Source organism: Streptomyces mayteni (genome assembly GCF_054783955.1).
On the sequence record NZ_BAAGPR010000001.1, the window covers coordinates 178,283 to 195,144 of the forward strand.

A 16,862-nucleotide genomic window follows, 5' to 3' on the forward strand; every position below is an offset into this window, starting at 1 on the left:
GCCCGACCACGGCGGGCCCCTTCTTCGTCCGAAAAATATGTAGACCGTTCTATTAAATTTAGGAGGCTCCCTTGGACGCCATCGTCTTCGGCGCGACCGGTTTCATCGGCCGTTCCCTCGTCGCGGAGCTGCTCCGCCGGGGGCAACGGGTGGCGGCGGCCGTGCGGAACGACACCCTCACCCCGTGGCTGACCGACCAGGGCGTCGGCACCGACCGGTTGGACGTCGTCACCGCCGACATCACCGGCCCGCTCGCGGGCCTGCCAGAGGCGCGCGTCGTCTACAACGCCGCCGCGCGGTACGCCTTCGGGCTCGGCCCGGCGGAGGCGCGGGCGGCCAACGTGACCGGCGCGCTCAACGTCCTCGCCTGGGCCGCCACCCTGCCAGAGCCGCGGCGTCTCGTACACCTCGGCGGATACCGGGTCGGCGCGACCGACGACGCCCCGGCCGCCCCCGACCACGCCAGGCTGGGAGCGTACGAGGCGTCGAAGCGGGAGGCCGACGTGGCGGTTCGCGCCAGGGCCCGCGAGCTGGGGGTTCCGCTGAACATCGTCAACCCCAGCACGGTGATCGGCCCCGGCCAGTACGTCGGCCTTGCCACCCTCGTCGAGCGGTTGTGGCACGGGCGGCTGCCCGCGCTGCCCGGCGGTCCCGACACCTTTCTCCCCGTCGTCACGGTCGACCACCTGGCGCGCTTCCTGGCGGAGCTCCCCCGCGCGCCCGCCGGCGAGCACCACTGGGTGCTGGACGACGCCACTCCCCCGCTCCCCGAGCTGATCCGCACGATCGCCGACCACGTCGGCGTGCGGGCACCGCGCCGAACCGTCCCGGTGGGCCTGCTGCGACGCCTGCCGCGCGCGCTGACCGGGGCCCACCCCGAGACGCTGCCCTTCCTCTCCACCGACCGCTATCCGACGGCCTCGGCCGACGCCGTCGCCGCGGGCGTCGGCGTCGGTCTCCGGCAGCCTCCGGTCGTGGACGCGCTGCGCGCCTGGGCCGACGACCTGGTGGCCGCCCGCTTCGGCGCCGGCTCGCCCTGGTCGGCCCCGAACGGCTTCCACGCCGTGGCCGGCAGCCGCACCTGGCTGACGGGCGACCGGCACCGCCCCGAGCACGTGCTGCTGCACGGCCTGCCGATGAACGCCGACCTCTGGGCGCCGCTGGCCGCGCGCCTCACGGGACCGGTCCTCGCCCCCGACCTGCCGGGGTTCGGGCGCTCCTCCCCCACCGGCCGGCCGACGCACGCGTGGCTGGCCGAGCTGCTGGGCGAGGTGCGGACCCGGCCCAGGCTGGTCGCGCACTCGCTGGCCTGCGGCCCGGCGCTGCGCCTCGCCGTCGAGCAGCCGGGGCTGGTCGGTGAACTCGTGCTGGTGGCACCGGCGTTCCTCCAGGCCCCGAGCCCGCGGCCGCTGCGCTCGTGGCCGGCCGCGGTGCCACTGCGCCGGATCTCGGCCGGTCGGCTGGCCGGCGCGCTCGGCCTGCCGGCCGGCCCCGCGGTGGCGAGCGCCGCGGCCGACCTGCGCCGCCCGGGCGTGGCCCGCCGGGTGGTCGCGGCGCTGCGCGCCGCGCACGGCCGGCGCGCGGAGTTCCGGGCCCTGCTCGACCGGGTCACCGTCCCGGTCCGGATCGTGGTGGGGACGGCCGACCCGCTCGTCGTCCCCGTTCGGCACGAGGTGCTCGAGGTCGCCGGGGCCGGGCACTACCCGCAGCTCACCCACCCGGCCGAGGCGGCCGGGCTCGTGGCCGGCGCGCCCGCGGAATCGCGCCAGCGGGGCCGGGCCGCGTCCTGACCGTCAACGGGGCGGTGGGGCCAGGGCGTCGAGCAGCGGTGGCAGCGCGTCGCCGATCGGTTCGCGGACCACCTCGGCGGCGAGGTCGTCGTAGGGGGTCGGCTCGGCGTTGACGATGATCAGGCGGGCGCCGTGCTCGGCCGCCAGGCCGGCGAGCGAGGCGGCGGGCCGCACCTGGAGGCTGCTGCCCACCGCGACGAAGACGTCGCTCGCACGGGCGACGGCCATCGCCTGGGCCAGCACCTCGGGATCGAGGCTCTGGCCGAACATCACGGTCGCGGTCTTGAGGATCCCGCCGCACTCCCGGCACGCCGGATCGGGCTCCCCGGCCGCCACCCTCGCCAGGGCCTCCTCGGTGGTGGAGCGGGCGTCGCACCGGGTGCAGAGCACCGACCGCGCCGAGCCGTGGAGTTCGAGCACCTTGCGGTCCGGCAGCCCGGCCGCCTGGTGCAGGCCGTCGACGTTCTGGGTGAGCACCCTGACCGGCGCCCCCGACCTTTCGAGGCGCACCACCGCCTCGTGGGCCCGGTTGGGCCGGGCGGTGAGGGCGGAGCTGTCCCGCCGCATCAGCCACGAACGCCGGCGGATCTCCGGGTCGTTCATGTAGAAGTCGTAGGTCACCAGCTTCTCGGCGTCGGGGTCGCGTCGCCACAGGCCGGCGGGGCCGCGGTAGTCCGGGATCCCGGAGTCGGTGGAGATCCCGGCGCCGCTCAGGATCGCGATCAGGGGGCGCTTGACGCCCTCGTCACTGCTCATGCGAAAAGCGTATGCTCCGCCGCATGTTCACCACGCGCCCCACGTTGCAGGGCACCTTCGGGATGGTCTCCAGCACCCACTGGCTCGCCTCGCAGTCGGCGATGGCGGTGCTGGAGAACGGCGGCAACGCCTTCGACGCGGCGGTGACGGCGGGCTTCGTGCTGCACGTGGTGGAGCCGCACCTCAACGGCCCGGCGGGGGACGTGCCGATCATCCTGGCGCCGGCCGGCGGCGAGGTGCGGGTGCTGTGCGGGCAGGGCCCGGCGCCGGCCGGGGCGACCATCGGCCACTACACCGGGCTCGGCCTCGAACTCGTACCGGGCACGGGGCCGTTGGCCGCCGTGGTGCCTGGCGCGTTCGACGCCTGGCTGACGCTGCTGCGCGACCACGGCACGTTCGAGCTCTCCGAGGTGCTGGCGTACGCCATCGGCTACGCGGAGCGCGGTCACCCGGCGGTGGAGCGGATCGGGGCCACCGTGGAGAGCGTGCGGGAGCTCTTCGAGACCGAGTGGACGTCCTCGGCCGAGGTCTATCTGCCCGGGGGGCGCTCGCCGGCCCCCGGCGCGCTGTTGCGCAATCCGGCGCTCGCGGCCACCTGGCGCCGGGTGTTGAAGGAGGCGGGCGCGGCGACCGGCGACCGGGAGGCCAGGATCGACGCGGCCCGGCGGGTCTGGCGCGAGGGCTTCATCGGCGAGGCGATCGCCGAGCACGCGGCCACCCCGGCCATGGACTCCTCCGGCGAGCGGCACGCCGGCGTGCTCACCGGCGACGACCTGGCGGGCTGGTCGGCCGGTTACGAGGAGCCGGTGCGCCACGAGTGGCGCGGCTGGACGGTCTGCAAGGCCGGGCCGTGGAGCCAGGGACCGGTGCTGCCGCAGCAACTCGCCCTGCTGGACGACGGGATCGACGCCGACTCCTACGGGACGCCCGAGTATCTGCACACCCTGATCGAGGGCAGCAAGCTCGCCATGGCGGACCGGGAGGCGTGGTACGGCGACGCCGCCCCGGTGCCGCTGGCCGAGCTGCTTTCGCCCGAGTACAACGCGGAGCGCCGGGCGTTGATCGGCGCGACCGCCTCCCACGAGCTGCGGCCAGGCAGCCCTGGCGGACGCGCGCCCCGGATCAGCGCCCGCGCCGGGCGGGAAGCGGGCGAGCGGCCGGCGGCGCCCGGCCTCGTCTCCGGGATCGGCGAGCCGACGGTGGCGCGGACCGGGGAGACCAGGGGCGACACCTGCCACCTGGACGTCGTGGACCGCTGGGGCAACATGGTCAGCGCGACGCCGAGCGGCGGCTGGCTCCAGTCGAGCCCGGTGGTCCCCGGGCTCGGTTTCCCGCTCGGCACCCGGCTGCAGATGACCTGGCTGGAGGAGGGGCTGCCGTCCTCGCTCACCCCGGGGCGGCGGCCGCGCACCACGCTCAGCCCTTCGATGGCGCTGCGCGACGGGGAGCCGGTGCTGGCCTTCGGCACCCCGGGCGGCGACCAACAGGACCAGTGGCAGCTGCACTTCTTCCTGGCGGCCGCGCTGCGCCCCGGGGTGCGCGGCGGTCTCGACCTGCAGGGCGCGATCGACGCCCCCGGCTGGCACCAGGACAGCTTCCCCAGCTCCTTCTACCCGCGCGGCACCCAGCCGGGGAGCGTGACCGTGGAGCCCGGGTTCGACGCGGCGACCGTCGAGGAACTGCGCCGCCGCGGGCACCGGGTGACGGTGGCCGAGCCGTGGTCGGTCGGGCGGCTCTGCGCGGTGGCCAGGGACCCGGAGACCGTGGTGCTGGCGGCGGCGGCCAACCCGAGGGGCATGCAGGGGTACGCCGTCGGGCGGTGATCCCGGAGGTCTGCCGCTGGTTCGAAGCCGAATCGACGGCGGGTAAAGGCCGAAAAGAGAAGGTTGAAAACTCCCCGTAGCCGTATGGAAACAGAAGTCGTAACATGGCTTGGCTTCAGTTACCGGCATGGCAGGTGTCCCCATGGCTCAGCGGGAACTGACCGCTCGGCTTGCCGAGTTCACGGCGGCACTGCGGACGGTCACGGACGCTCTCGATCCGGAGTCCGGTTGGTATGCCGCGTTCGCGCGGCGCAGCGGGCCCGAGTTGACGGAGTGGTTGGCGGGGCGCGAGCTGCCGCCGTGGGACGCGGTGGCGGACCTGCTCCAGGATCTCGCCACCCGCCACGGCGCGGAGGCGGCGGAGAGCGCGGCCCGCCGGCTGCGCGGCTCCTACGAGGCGGCGGCGCGCGCGCAGGACTCGCTGTCCGGTGCCCGCGAGTCGTTGACGGGGCGGCTGGCGGAGCTGGATCGGTCGGAGCGTCATCTCAGGTCGAGCCAGCGGAAGTTGGTCGTCTCGGAGGACGACGCCCGGCGGGCCGGGCAGGTCCAGGAGGCGGACCGGATCGGCGCACTGCGGATGTGGGCGCAGGACGACGAGGAACGGGTGGTGGCGCGGCGGTCCGAGCTGCGGGCCAGGCTCGCGGCGCTGATGGACCGGGCGGCCGCCGCGGCCCCTCCGCCGGCCCCCGCCCCTTCGCCGGTCTCGGATGGGCAGGCGCGGCACGCGGAGCGCAGGGCGGATCGCAAGCCGGCGCGCAGGGCGCGGAGCGCGCGGTTCGCCGGCGTGGAGGAGCAGGCCCTGGCGCCCCCGCGGCCGCAGACGCCGCCGTCGGCCGGGCCGGCGGCCCAGCCGGGGGGCGCCCCTGGCCCCGCGCCGGCCGCCGCACCGCTGCCCAGCGGCTCGCGCTTCGCCGGCGCCATGCGCGAGAGCAGGCGCGAGGCCCGTCAGGAGGCCAGGCAGGAGACCGAGCAGGAGCGCCGGGAGCGGATGACCGCAGAGGAGCACCGGGCCGCGCTCGACGCCGTCGAGCGGGTGCGGAAGCTGCGGGCCGACGGGCAGAGCGGCGCCGCGCACGTGCTGCTCTCCGAGGCGGCCGGCGGGCCGGCGACCCGGCTGCCGTTACTGGTGGCGGAGCTGGAGCGGACCGGGATGTCGTCCGACGTGGCGACGCTGCTGTGGGAGGCGGCCTCGCTGCCGCCCGGGCCGCTCGCGGCCGTGGCCGACGCGCTGGCTGGCGCGGGCCGGCAGCGCGACTGCGACCAGCTGTTGCGGCAGGGCGCGGCCCGACCGGCGCCGGAGCCCGGCGGCATCGCGGCCGAGCTGTGGCGGGCCGGCAGGGGCGCGGAGGCGGTGACGCTGCTGACCGCGCTGGTGCGGGCCAGGACCGCGGAGGAGGCGGCGCGGGCGGCCACCCACGACCCGCGCGTGGTGGCGCCGCTGCTGCTGGACGCCGCCCGCCAGGTCTCCCCCAGCCACCACTACGCGGTCACCAGCGAGCTGCGCCGCGCGGGCGTCGCCTGACCCCCGGCGCGCGGGCGTCGCCTGCGCGCCGGCGCCCGGCCGCCCGGCGTTCCCGCCAGCGTGTTTAGCTGGGGACATGATGGACGAGCAGCTGGTGGCGAGGGTGGAGAAGGCCGTTCGGGCGGCCGCCGACGACGAGGTCATGCCGCGGTGGCGGCGGCTCGCCGAGCACGAGGTGTCGGTGAAGACCGGGCCGCACGACCTGGTGACCGTCGCCGACCGGGCCGCCGAGCGCCGCCTCACCGAGGAGCTGGCCCGGCTGCTGCCCGGCTCCGTGGTGGTGGGCGAGGAGGCGGTGCACGAGGACCCCTCGATCTACGCGGCGCTGCGCGGCGACGTCCCGGTCTGGATCGTCGACCCGATCGACGGCACCCGGCAGTTCGTGCGCGGCGAGCCCGGCTTCTGCACGCTGGTGGCCCTGATGCACCGCGGCGAGCCGGTGGCCTCCTGGACCTACGCGCCGGCGCGCGAGCAGCTGGCGCACGCCCGCCGGGGCGCCGGCGCCACGCTCAACGGTCAGCGGCTGCGCTCCGGGGCGCCCGCCCCCGGCAAGGTCCTCGAGGTGGCGGCCTCGCACCCGGACTACACCACGGACGACCAGAAGCGCGCCCTGTCGGGACTCTGGTCCGACGGGGTGGCGCCGCGCGCCTGCGGCTCCGCTGGCCTGGAGTACCTGGCGATCGCCCGCGGCCTGCTGGACGCGGTGGCCTTCTCCTGGGAGGCCGCCTGGGACCACGCCGCCGGGCTGCTGCTGGTCACCGAGGCGGGCGGCACCCATCGCACGCTGGCCGGCGAGCCGTTCGCCGTCGCCGGCGGCAACGCGCTGCCCTTCACCGCCGCCCGCGACGAGGCCACGGCCCGCCGGGTCCTCGCGCTGCTCACCGGGCAGGAGTCGAACACGGCGGCCTGAGGCGCGCCCGGCCCCCAGCCCCCAGCGCCCGGCGCCCGGCCCGAGGAACGGGTTCGCACCGGGCGCCCCCGGGCCTGTTGAATCGGTCCGTGACCATCGAGGACACCGGCACGCCGGCACCCGGGACGACGCACCTCCGGCGGTTCCAGGAGGGCGACTCCGTCGAGGAGTTGACGCGCCTGCTGCACCGGGCGTACGCGGACCACGCCGCGGCCGGCCGGGTCTTCTTCGCCTCCTACCAGTCCCCCGACGACACCCGCCACCGGCTGGGCAAGGGCGAGTGCTGGGTGGCGCGGGACGCGGACGACCGACTGGTCGGGACGGTCACCGTCGCCGCGCCCTTCGCCGCGCCCGACGGCTATCCGCTCGCCGGGGCGGCGGGCTCGTTCTGGCAGTTGGCGGTGGATCCGGCGTGGCGGGGCGCCGGGCTCGGCCGGCGGCTGCTGACGCTGGCGGAGACCAGGATCGCCGCCCTCGGCCTCGCGCGGGTGGTGATCGACACCTCGGTCGAGGCCGAGGAGTTGGTGGCCTGGTACCGAAGGCGCGACTACGCGCCGGCCGGCAGCTGGCGGTGGACGGTCACCAACTACGACAGCGTCGTGCTGGCCAAACGGCTGCCGACCGGTCCGGCCGACGCCCCGGCCGGGCGCTGAGGCCGCGCCGCCGCGCCACCGCACCGCCGCGCCGCCGCGCCGAACTCGATGGCCGGCGAAGGCGCGGCGTGACCGGCCGCGTATCCTCGGTCCCCCGGACGCCGGCCCGGCCAGGCGGCCGGCCCATCGGGCAAGTGTGCAGGCTCAACGGTGAGGGGAGCCGTAGTGGCGTCGTTGCGTGACGTGGTCGTGGTGGGGGCCGGGCCCAACGGGTTGACCGCGGCGGTGGAGTTGGCCCGTCGTGGCATGTCGGTCGCGGTCTTCGAGGCGAAGGGGACGGTGGGCGGCGGGGCGCGCACCGAGGAGTTGACCCTTCCCGGTTTCCGGCACGACCCGTGCTCCGCCGCACACCCGATGGGCGTCGGCTCGCCGGCGTTCTCGGCCATGCCGCTCGCCAGGTACGGCCTCGAATGGCTGCACGCGGAGCTGGCGCTCGCCCACCCGTTCCCCGACGGCACGGCAGCGGTGCTGGCACGATCCGTCGGCGAGACCGCGGCCTCGTTCGGGGAGCGGGACGCGGGAACCTACCGGCGCCTGATCGCGCCCTACCTCGGCCGCTGGGACTCGCTGGTCGGCGACTTCCTCAAGGTGCCGTGGGACGGGCTGCCGCGCGATCCGCTGACGCTGGGGCGGTTCGGCCTCACCGGGCTCCAGCCGATCTCCTGGGTGACCAAGCGGTTCAGGGACGACCGGGCGCGGGCGCTGCTCACCGGCCTGGCCGCGCACGTGATCTCCCCGACCACCACCCCGGCCACCGCGGCCATCGCGCTGGTCTTCGCGCTGGCGGCGCACGAGCGCGGCTGGCCGGTGGCCAAGGGCGGCTCGCAGTCCATCTCGGACGCGCTCGCCGCCTACCTGCGCGACCTCGGCGGCGAGATCCACACCGACGTGGAGGTGCGGCGGCTCGACGAGCTGCCGCCGGCCCGTGCCTACGTGTTCGACACCTCGCCCTCGGCGCTGGCCAGGATCGCCGGCCTGGGGCGGGCGTTCCAGGGCTTCAGGTACGGCGCGGCCGCGTTCAAGATCGACTACGCGCTCGACGGCCCCATGCCGTGGACGGCGTCCGAGGCGTGGCGGGCCGGCACGGTGCACATCGGCCCGTCGAGCCGCGAGATCGCCACCGCGCTGCGGTCGGCCTCGGTACGCGACCAGGCACCGGATCGACCGTTCCTGATCACCTCGCAGCCGACGCTGATCGATCCGAGCCGGGCGCCGGAGGGCAAGCACGTGCTGTGGGCCTACGGCCACGTGCCGGCCGGCTGGGACGGCGACCTGACCGAGGCGATCGAGCGGCAACTCGACCGGTTCGCGCCGGGGTTCCGCGATCTGGTACTGGCCCGGGCGGTGGCCGGGCCGAGGGAGTTGGCGCGGCGGAACGCCAACTACGTCGGCGGCGACATCAACTGCGGCGCGTTCCGCGGCCTCCAGACGATGTTCAGGCCCCGCCCGGCCTGGTCCCCCTACACCACCCCGCACCCGGCGGTCTTCCTCTGCTCCCAGGCCACCTGGCCGGGCCCCGGCGTGCACGGCATGTCGGGCCACAACGCGGCCAGGGCGGTGTGGCGTCACCTCGGCATGAACACCCCGGTCTGAGGCGGAAAGAGCGCGTTGAGCGTGGCATATGCGGAGGCAGGGTGGCGTTCCTCGCACCCGATGACCATGGATCAGGGCGGCGTGGCCGGATAGGGTCGGCCCCACTTGGGCTGTTCCTTCGCAACGCAATCGCAACGACCACAGGGGCCGGAGATGACGGACACGGGGACCGGGCGCGTGCTGATCGCCGCTGACAAGTTCAAGGGGTCGCTGACGGCGGCCGAGGTGGCCGAGCACGTGGCGGCGGGTATCCGCGAGGCGCGGCCGGGGGTGGTGGTCGAGGCGCTGCCGGTGGCCGACGGCGGCGACGGCACGGTCGACGCGGCGGTGGCCGGCGGTTTCACGCCACACGAGGTGACGGTGACGGGGCCGCTCGGGCTGCCGGTCACCGCGTCGTTCGCGCTGCGGGACGGCACCGCCGTCATCGAGATGGCGCAGGCGTCCGGGCTGCGGCTGTTGCCGCCGTTCACCTTCGCACCGCTCACCGCCACCACGTACGGCACCGGCGAGCTGATCGCCGCCGCGCTCGACGCGGGCGCCCGCACCATCGTGCTCGGCGTGGGCGGCTCGGCGACCACCGACGGCGGCTCAGGCATGCTGGCCGCGCTCGGCGCCCGGCTGCTCGACGTCGACGGCGACCCGCTGCCGGGCGGCGGCGGGCCGCTGCGGGAGCTGACCTCCGCCGATCTGACCCGGCTCGACCCGCGGCTCAAGGACACGGAGTTCGTGCTGGCCAGCGACGTCGACAACCCGCTGACCGGCCCGCAGGGCGCCGCCGCGGTCTACGGCCCGCAGAAGGGCGCCGACCCGATGGACGTGGAGGCGCTGGACGCGGCGCTCGGCCACTTCGTGCGGGTGCTCGGCGAGACGGAGGGCGCGCGGGCCGCCGAGTGCGCGGCCGCGCCCGGCGCCGGCGCGGCGGGTGGCGTCGGCGGCGGCGCGCTGATCGGCCTCGGCGCCGCGTTCCGGCCCGGCATCGAGGTGCTGCTCGACGAGCTGGGCTTCGAGAAGGCGCTGGCGCAGGCCGAGTTGGTGATCACCGGCGAGGGCTCGCTCGACGAGCAGACGCTGCGCGGCAAGGCGCCGGCCGGCGTCGCGGCGGCCGCCAGGGCCGCCGGCCGGCGGGTGGTGGCGGTCTGCGGCCGACTGGCCATCGACGAGGCGTCGCTGCGCGCCGCCGGCATCGACGCCGCCTACCCCCTGACCGACCTGGAGCCCGACCCGTACCGCTGCATGGCGGAGGCCGGGCCGCTCCTGGAGCGGGTCGCGCGGCGCCTCGCGGAGGAACGGCTCGGCCCAGCGGCGTAGCCGGTGCGATGCGCGGCGCGTTCTGCGGCGAAGCCGCCACCGGGACAGTGCCCCCGCCGAGGGCCCCGGCCCTTCCCGCGCCGCGCGCGGGTGTGAGCGGTGCGGGCGGCTGCCGGCGCCGGGGCCTACTCCACGGCCTTGGCCATGCGGTCCACGGCCTCGGTGAGGATCTCGGGGGAGGTGGCCAGGTTGAGGCGGGCGTGGCCCGTGCCGACGGTGCCGAAGGGGAGGCCGGGGGTGAGGGCCACCCGGCCGCGGGCCAGGAAGGCGGCGGCCGGGTCGTCGCCGAGGCCGAGGGCCCGGCAGTCGAGCCAGGCCAGGTAGGTGGCCCGCGACGGCCGGTAGCGAACCGCCGGCAGCCGGTCGGCCAGCAGCCTGGCGAGCAGCCGGCGGTTCTCGTCGAGCCCGGCGAGCAGCGCGTCGAGCCAGTCGACGCCCTCCCGCAGGGCGGTGGTGTGGGCGATCACGCACAGGTGGCTCGGGCCGTCCACGACCTCCCCCGGCAGCCGGGCCAGGTCGGCGGCGGCCGCCGGGCCCGCGATGACGAGCGCGGCTCTGAGGCCGGCGAGGTTCCAGCCCTTGGAGGCGGACATCAGCGAGAAGCCGTTCTCGCCGCCCGGCACGCTCAGGTACGGCACGAACGTCGCGTCCGGCGCTACGAGCGGGGCGTGGATCTCGTCAGCCACCACCCGCACCCCGTAGCGGTCGGCCAGCGCGGCCACGGCCGCCAGCTCATCCGCCGTGTGCACGGTGCCGGTCGGGTTCTGCGGGTTGCAGAGCAGCAGCACGGCCCGCCGCCCGCCCGCCGTCTCCCGCCGGAACGCGTCCTCTGTCGCGTGGAGGTCGAGCCGCCCCTCGGGGCCGAGCGGGGCCTCAACCACCCGGCGGCCGACGCCGCGGACGAACTGGTGGAACGGCGGATACACCGGGGAGTTGACCACCACCGCCTCTCCCGGCTCGGTGAGCAGCCGCACCGACTCCACGACGCCGGTCATCACGTCGGGCACGACCTTGGTACGCGCCACGGCGAGACCGTCCCAGCCCCAGCGCCGGTGCGCGAATCCGGCCAGCGCCTCGGCGTATCCGGTGCCGAACGGATAGCCGGTGTCGCCCAGCGCCAGCGCGTCCGTGAGCGCCCGGACGACGGGCTCCGCGAGCGGCACGTCCATCTCCGCCACCCACAGCGGCAACACGTCCTCCGGGTACTGACGCCACTTGATGCTCGTACGACGCCGTAGCTGGTCGAGGGTGAGCTGGCGGAGCGGGTCGGGGTGCGTTGGTCTGCCTATGCCGTCCTGGGAGCCGTTCATGCGGGCAGCATAGGCACAGCCATCCGAACCTTCGAGCGATTGCCTCACACCTCGCCGGCTGCCCGTCCCGCCAGCACGGCCTCGACGAACTCCGGGGGTGGCAGATAGCGGTGCCGGGTGACGTAGTGGTGTACCAGGGTCGGCGCGATCAGCCAATCGCCGGTCGCGGCGACCACCCGCACCTCCGCCGTGCCCAGCAGCACCTGCCGGCCGCCGACCTCGATCCGGACGGGCCTGCGGGGTTCCCCCGGGCGGTGCGGCAGGCCGCAGGCGTGCGTGCCGCGCGTGCCGGCGCTGGTCCGGTTCCGGCAGAGCTCCGCCAGCGCCTCGGCGAACCCGGCCGGCGCCTCCCCTCTGGGATGGCGGCGCAGGCCGGAGAGCCAACCGACGGCGCGTGCCCGCACGCCGGGTGGCACGGTCTCCGGCAGGTAGGCGTAGGGCGAGAGGTCCCGGTAGTAGGTCATGCGCCGCTCCGTCGGTCGCGATCAGATGATCCGGTTGCGGCACGCCGCCCAGTGGACCTGCCCGAGGTTGGGCTGGAGCAGGTCCCCGAGCCGCGTCGGCGAGGAGACGGTATGGGGGTCGCCCCTGACTCTGAGCTCCTCGGGTGGGTAGAGCGTGTAGTTCGGAATCCGGTCTCCTGGGCCGAACACCTCGACCGGGGCGGCGTTCTCCACCCCGACGACGTTACCCGCTGGGTCCCGGAGCTCTATCGGTCGGCCGCGCTCGACCGAGAAGGCCCTGGCGTTCGTGAGCGGCCGGCCGTGCGGGCTGTAGAAGGCGATGCTGGTGCCCTCGGGCACCACGACGCGGCGCCGGAAGAGGGTGAGGATCTGGAAGCCGCCGTGGCCGCTGAACACCAGCTGCCCGTCCGGACGCCCCGTGGGCAGGCGGGGGCGGTAGGGCGTGACGTTGTACGGCGCGAGACCCGTGGGGTCGCTCATGGTCAGCGGGTTGGGCACGTACGCCACGGGGTTGCGGGCTGGCGTCAGGCCGAGCGGGTCGGGCGAGGTGTAGCGGGCGGTGGCCGGGTCGTAGTGGCGGTGGAGGTTGTAGTGCCAGCCGGTCTCCTGGTCCGCGTACTGGCCGGGAAAGCGCAGCGGCGTGTCCGTCGTCGCTTCGGGGTCGGCGCCGTGGGCGCCCCAGAGGGTCGCTCTGGCGCGCCACACGGTGGCCCCGGTCTCGTCGACGAGTTCCGCTGGCGCCCCGCCCAGGCCGGTGACGATGGCGTGGAACCGGGCGTCGATCTCGCCCTGGGGGGCGGTGACACGCTCGGTCTGCGCCAACGGGCGCAGGTCGGGGTGGTAGTCCCAGGTGCGGGTCCTGCGCCGGGGGTTACCGCGTTCCGTGGTGGTCTCCTCGGCGACCAGCGAGCCGGACCAGGCGTAGTCCGTGCGCTCGACGACCGTGCCTTCGCCGTCGAGGCGTTCCTTCGAGACGCGTCGGCCGAAGGGGTCGTGACGGTATCGCCATGGGGTGCCGTCCGGGGTGACGACGCCGGTCAGGCGGTCTTCCGCGTCCCAGACGTAGTGCCAGGTGTCGGTCCGGCCGTCGCGGAGCCCGAGGCTGCGCGACACGACCCGGCCCGCGGCGTCGTAGGCATAGCGCATGCGGCCGGCGCGGGTGAGCCGGGTCCCGGTGTACTGGCGGTCGCCGGCCGCCGAGTCGTCGTGAACGGCCGCCGGCCACCTGGCCTCGATCTGGTTGCCGGCCGCGTCGTAGCGGTAGGTCTCGGGCCCGTGTGGCGCGTCGACGGCGGTGACGCGTCCCTCGGCGTCGAGGGTGAAGGTGGTGTCCCCGTCCCGCGAGTCGCTGACGCCGTGCGGCAGGCGGTTGGGGTGGAAACGGTGCGAGCGGCGCCGCTCGGGGCCGGTGCCGGAGGCGATGGCCTGACGGTTCGGCAGTCCTGCGGTGTTCCACTCCTTGCTGAGGGTGATCTCGGGGCCGAGTTCGTGGTGGATCTCCCGGCCGACCGCGTCCCGTCGGAAGTGGATGGTCGACCCCGCGGCGTCCACCTCGCTGAGGCCGCCTGCCGCGTCGTAGGTGTAGCGGGTGCGGTGGCCCGAGGGCATGACGCGGCCGGTGGGCCGGCCGAGCGAGTCGTGGGCGTGGTGGACGGTGGCGCCGTTGACGGTCTCGCTGAGCACCCGGCCGAGGGCGTCGCGCCGGTAGCCGACCTCGACGTCAGGTCCCACGGCGCCGGTCACCCGCCCGAGCGGGTCGAAGGTGAAGGTGGTGCGCTCACCGTCGACGCTCTTCTCCGCCAGCAGCCCGCTCGCGTCGTAGCCGAAGGTCACGACCTGGCCGGCGGCGTTGGTGCGGGACACCAGCCGTCCGGCCGCGTCGTGGGCGTAGCGGGTGGTGCGGCCGTCGAAGTCGGTCTCCGCTGTCGGTCGTCCCACCGGGTCGTGCGTGTAGTCCCACGTCAGCCCGTCGGGATCGGTGACCCGGACGACACGGAGCTCGGTGTCGTGGGTGAACGTGTAACAGGCGCCTGTGGGGCCGACCTCGGTGGCGGGAAGGTCGAACGCGCCGTAGGTGTAGCTGGTGGTGTGCCCGTTCTCGTCGGTGCGGGTGAGGCAGTTCCCCTCTGCGTCCCAGGTCCAGTGGCGGGTGCCGCCCAGGGGGTCGGACGAACGGAGCGGCGAGCCCTCGATCGTCCAGGCCATCCGGTGGGTGGCGCCGGTGGGATCGGTGACCTCGACCGGCCGGCCGAAGGCGTCGCGCCGGTAGGTGAGGGACCCGCCGAGCGGGTCGATCTCCGTGACGGGCAACCCGGCCGCGTCGGGCTCGAACCGGGTGGTGGCGCCAAGCGGGTCGGTCTCCGAGCGCAGCCGTCCGCGCGCGTCGTACGTGTAGCAGGTGGCCGCGCCCGACGGATCCATGACACGTGTCAGGTTCCCGCGCTCGTCGAACTCCTGCCGCCACCGCGAGCCGTCTGCCTCCACGACCTCGGTCTGCTGGCCGAACTCGTTGTGGGTGACCCGGATCTCCCGCCCGTCGGGCCTGACGACGAGCGTCAGGTCGCCGTGTTCGTCGTACCCGAAGGTGGTGGTGTGGCCGAGGGGGTCGGTGACGGTGAGCGGACGGTCGTAGCGGTCGAAGGTGCGGTGGATGAGATGGCCGAGCGGGTCGGTCTCGGTGACGGGCTGGAAGGCGTCGTTGAACTCGTAGACGGTGGTGTGGCCGAGCGAGTCGGTGAAGAGGGTGCGGCGAGTTCCGGTGTCGTAGCCGATGGTGCTGGCGAGCAGTCCGGCGGTGCCCTCGGTGCCGACGCAGCGGCCGAGGTCGTCGTAGGCGTAGCGGTACCAGGTGCCGTTGCGGTCGGTCCAGCCGGTGACGTGGCGCCGGTCGTCGTAGTCGAACCGCTGGGGCAGCCCGGATGAGTTGTAGATCTCGGTGAGGTTGCCGCCGTCGTAGCCGAACCGACGCAACACGGGCCGGTCGGGGTCGTTGAGCAGTCTCAGCTCGGTGACGCGGCCCTCGTGGGTGGTGACGCCGACGTGGTAGCCGCCTTCGTGCAGGACGTCGGTCGGGGCACCGCTCGCGTCGTACTCGACGCGGATCCGGTTCCCGTTGCGGTCCGCTATCGCGACCAGGGGCAACTCGCCGCCGCGCCGGCCGGGAACGTGCCGGAACGCCAGGGTGCGGCCGGTCTCCCGCTGGTGGACGGTGAGCGTGCCGCCGGGTTCGGCCTCCCAGGCCAGGGCCCAACGGGGGCCCTCGACGGGCAGCACGGGCGCGTCCATGAGCGGCCTGGGGTAGTGGAGGAGCATCCCGTCCTCGGCGCAGAGCCGGACGCCGTCGGGATCGAGGACGAGTCGCTGATCGAGCGTCGAGGACCAGGACGGGCCGAACCAGGTGCCGGACCGCACCGATGAGCGGTGGTGGCGTTGCAGCACGAGTGGAAGCACCCCCGGCAGGTCCACGTCGGTCGCCGACATGACGACCTCGCCTGTGGCCATGTCGATCGGGTCGGCGCGGGTGAAGAGACCGTGGAGGGAGCGGCCGCCGCTGCGCACGCCCTGCCCGAGCCCCCGCGCGCCGAGGGCCATGCCGCGCAGCCCTGTCGATCCGAGCGACCGTATGCCGTGGGCAAGGCCGCCGAGGGTGGTGAGGCCCTTCATGCCGGGGACGCAGTCAAGGGCCGCGAACCCGACGTCCCACAACGACGCCCGGCCGTTGGCGTATTCGGCCAGGGTGTCGGCCAACACCATGAGGGCGGCGGCGAGGACGACCCAGGCCAGCGGCCCACCGGTGATCATAACGACGATACCAAGGACGGCGACGACGACCTTGCAGACGGCGACAACGGTGTCCCAGTTCTCGGACACCCAGTGGACCGCGTCCTCCCACCAACGGCGGTTCCGGATGCCGGCGTCGGACGCCTCGTCGAGGTCGTCCGCACAGACGCGGGCCGCGTCTTCCCGCATCTCCTTCGCCTGTCTCGCCAGTTCCTGAGCGGCGGACAGCGCATCCTGGGCGGCGTCGACCCGGCCCTGGGCCGAACTCGCGGCCTGGTCGGCGGCGTTACGGTCGCGCGTCGCGGCGCGGACCTCGGCCTCGGAGGGGGGTGCTATGTTCTCGCGTTCGTTCGAATCCTCCAAGCGTTCCGCTTCGCGACCCGCCCGGGAGACCCAGTCCTGGGCGTCGCCCAACGCCGCCTGGGCGGTGGACAGATCGGCCTGCGCCGCGATCGCCCGGTCCAACGCCCGATCAGCCATACCCTGCGCGGTCTCCAGCTTCGGCCAGTAGGCCGCCAGCGCGCGTGCCGCCAGGTCGTACGAGGTCTGGAGCTTCTCCAGGTTGCCCGGCACACCGTCGAACTCGCCACGGAACGCCTCGGCGGATAGCCCTGCCCAGTCCATCACCGCCCGGTCCTCGGACATCCCCCCCACCCGGCCCAACGCCTCGCCGACATCGTCCGCGAAGGTCTGCAACTCGTCTGCCAGCGACCGGACTTCGTCCGGTTCCCCCGGAGTCGGATCCGAGTCCAGGCTGACAGGACTCCAGTCGGCAGGCCGATCCATCCGGGTTACCCACTTTGCACATACGAACACATGACCACTTGGCGGCTCGCAGTATAAACAACAACCTCACCGGCCCGACGTGTTCACCTGCTGGGCGCCTGATACACAACTCCCGTTAGCATGCTCAAACATTGCACCCACGTCACACGCACATCTACGGTTCCGGA

General features: G+C 74.7%; 11 protein-coding genes. 7 read left to right on the forward strand and 4 right to left on the reverse strand.

The window, feature by feature from the left end:
• Positions 1-71 precede the first annotated feature (71 nt).
• Positions 72-1,790, forward strand: a complete 1,719-nt coding sequence (locus ACYVPE_RS00865; protein ID WP_461031357.1) for an alpha/beta fold hydrolase — start codon at positions 72-74, stop codon at positions 1,788-1,790.
• 3 nt (positions 1,791-1,793) lie between these two features.
• Here the strand turns inward: ACYVPE_RS00865 and ACYVPE_RS00870 are convergent, their stop codons facing one another.
• A complete protein-coding gene (locus ACYVPE_RS00870; RefSeq protein WP_461031358.1) occupies positions 1,794-2,546 on the reverse strand; it encodes an SIR2 family NAD-dependent protein deacylase in 753 nt (250 codons plus the stop codon).
• Between the two features lie 23 nt (positions 2,547-2,569).
• Here ACYVPE_RS00870 and ACYVPE_RS00875 point away from each other — a divergent pair, with 23 nt between their 5' ends.
• The 6 genes from ACYVPE_RS00875 to ACYVPE_RS00900 all read left to right on the forward strand — a co-directional run bounded on the left by ACYVPE_RS00875 (position 2,570) and on the right by ACYVPE_RS00900 (position 10,355).
• Positions 2,570-4,369, forward strand: a complete 1,800-nt coding sequence (locus ACYVPE_RS00875) for a gamma-glutamyltransferase family protein (RefSeq protein ID WP_461031359.1) — start codon at positions 2,570-2,572, stop codon at positions 4,367-4,369.
• A 142-nt stretch (positions 4,370-4,511) separates the two neighbouring features.
• Positions 4,512-5,891: a hypothetical protein gene (locus tag ACYVPE_RS00880; RefSeq protein WP_461031360.1), complete on the forward strand. Its 1,380-nt coding sequence runs from the start codon at positions 4,512-4,514 to the stop codon at positions 5,889-5,891.
• Positions 5,892-5,967: 76 nt separating this feature from the next.
• Positions 5,968-6,801: an inositol monophosphatase family protein gene (locus tag ACYVPE_RS00885; protein WP_461031361.1), complete on the forward strand. Its 834-nt coding sequence runs from the start codon at positions 5,968-5,970 to the stop codon at positions 6,799-6,801.
• Positions 6,802-6,890: 89 nt separating this feature from the next.
• Positions 6,891-7,454 (forward strand): GNAT family N-acetyltransferase, encoded by a 564-nt coding sequence (locus ACYVPE_RS00890; protein WP_461031362.1) that lies wholly within the window; start codon positions 6,891-6,893, stop codon positions 7,452-7,454.
• Between the two features lie 174 nt (positions 7,455-7,628).
• On the forward strand, positions 7,629-9,047 hold the full coding sequence (locus ACYVPE_RS00895; RefSeq protein WP_461031396.1) for a phytoene desaturase family protein: 1,419 nt from the start codon (positions 7,629-7,631) through the stop codon (positions 9,045-9,047).
• Between the two features lie 153 nt (positions 9,048-9,200).
• Entirely contained in the window at positions 9,201-10,355 is a 1,155-nt protein-coding gene (locus ACYVPE_RS00900) for a glycerate kinase (RefSeq protein WP_461031363.1), read from the forward strand.
• Between the two features lie 125 nt (positions 10,356-10,480).
• Here the strand turns inward: ACYVPE_RS00900 and ACYVPE_RS00905 are convergent, their stop codons facing one another.
• The 3 genes from ACYVPE_RS00905 to ACYVPE_RS00915 are packed head-to-tail and all read right to left on the reverse strand — an operon-like array spanning position 10,481 to position 16,695.
• Positions 10,481-11,665 (reverse strand): MalY/PatB family protein, encoded by a 1,185-nt coding sequence (locus ACYVPE_RS00905; protein ID WP_461031364.1) that lies wholly within the window; start codon positions 11,663-11,665, stop codon positions 10,481-10,483.
• Between the two features lie 44 nt (positions 11,666-11,709).
• On the reverse strand, positions 11,710-12,129 hold the full coding sequence (locus tag ACYVPE_RS00910) for a DUF7919 family protein (RefSeq protein WP_461031365.1): 420 nt from the start codon (positions 12,127-12,129) through the stop codon (positions 11,710-11,712).
• Positions 12,130-12,150: 21 nt separating this feature from the next.
• Positions 12,151-16,695: a putative adhesin gene (locus tag ACYVPE_RS00915; protein WP_461031366.1), complete on the reverse strand. Its 4,545-nt coding sequence runs from the start codon at positions 16,693-16,695 to the stop codon at positions 12,151-12,153.
• Positions 16,696-16,862: the final 167 nt, after the last annotated feature.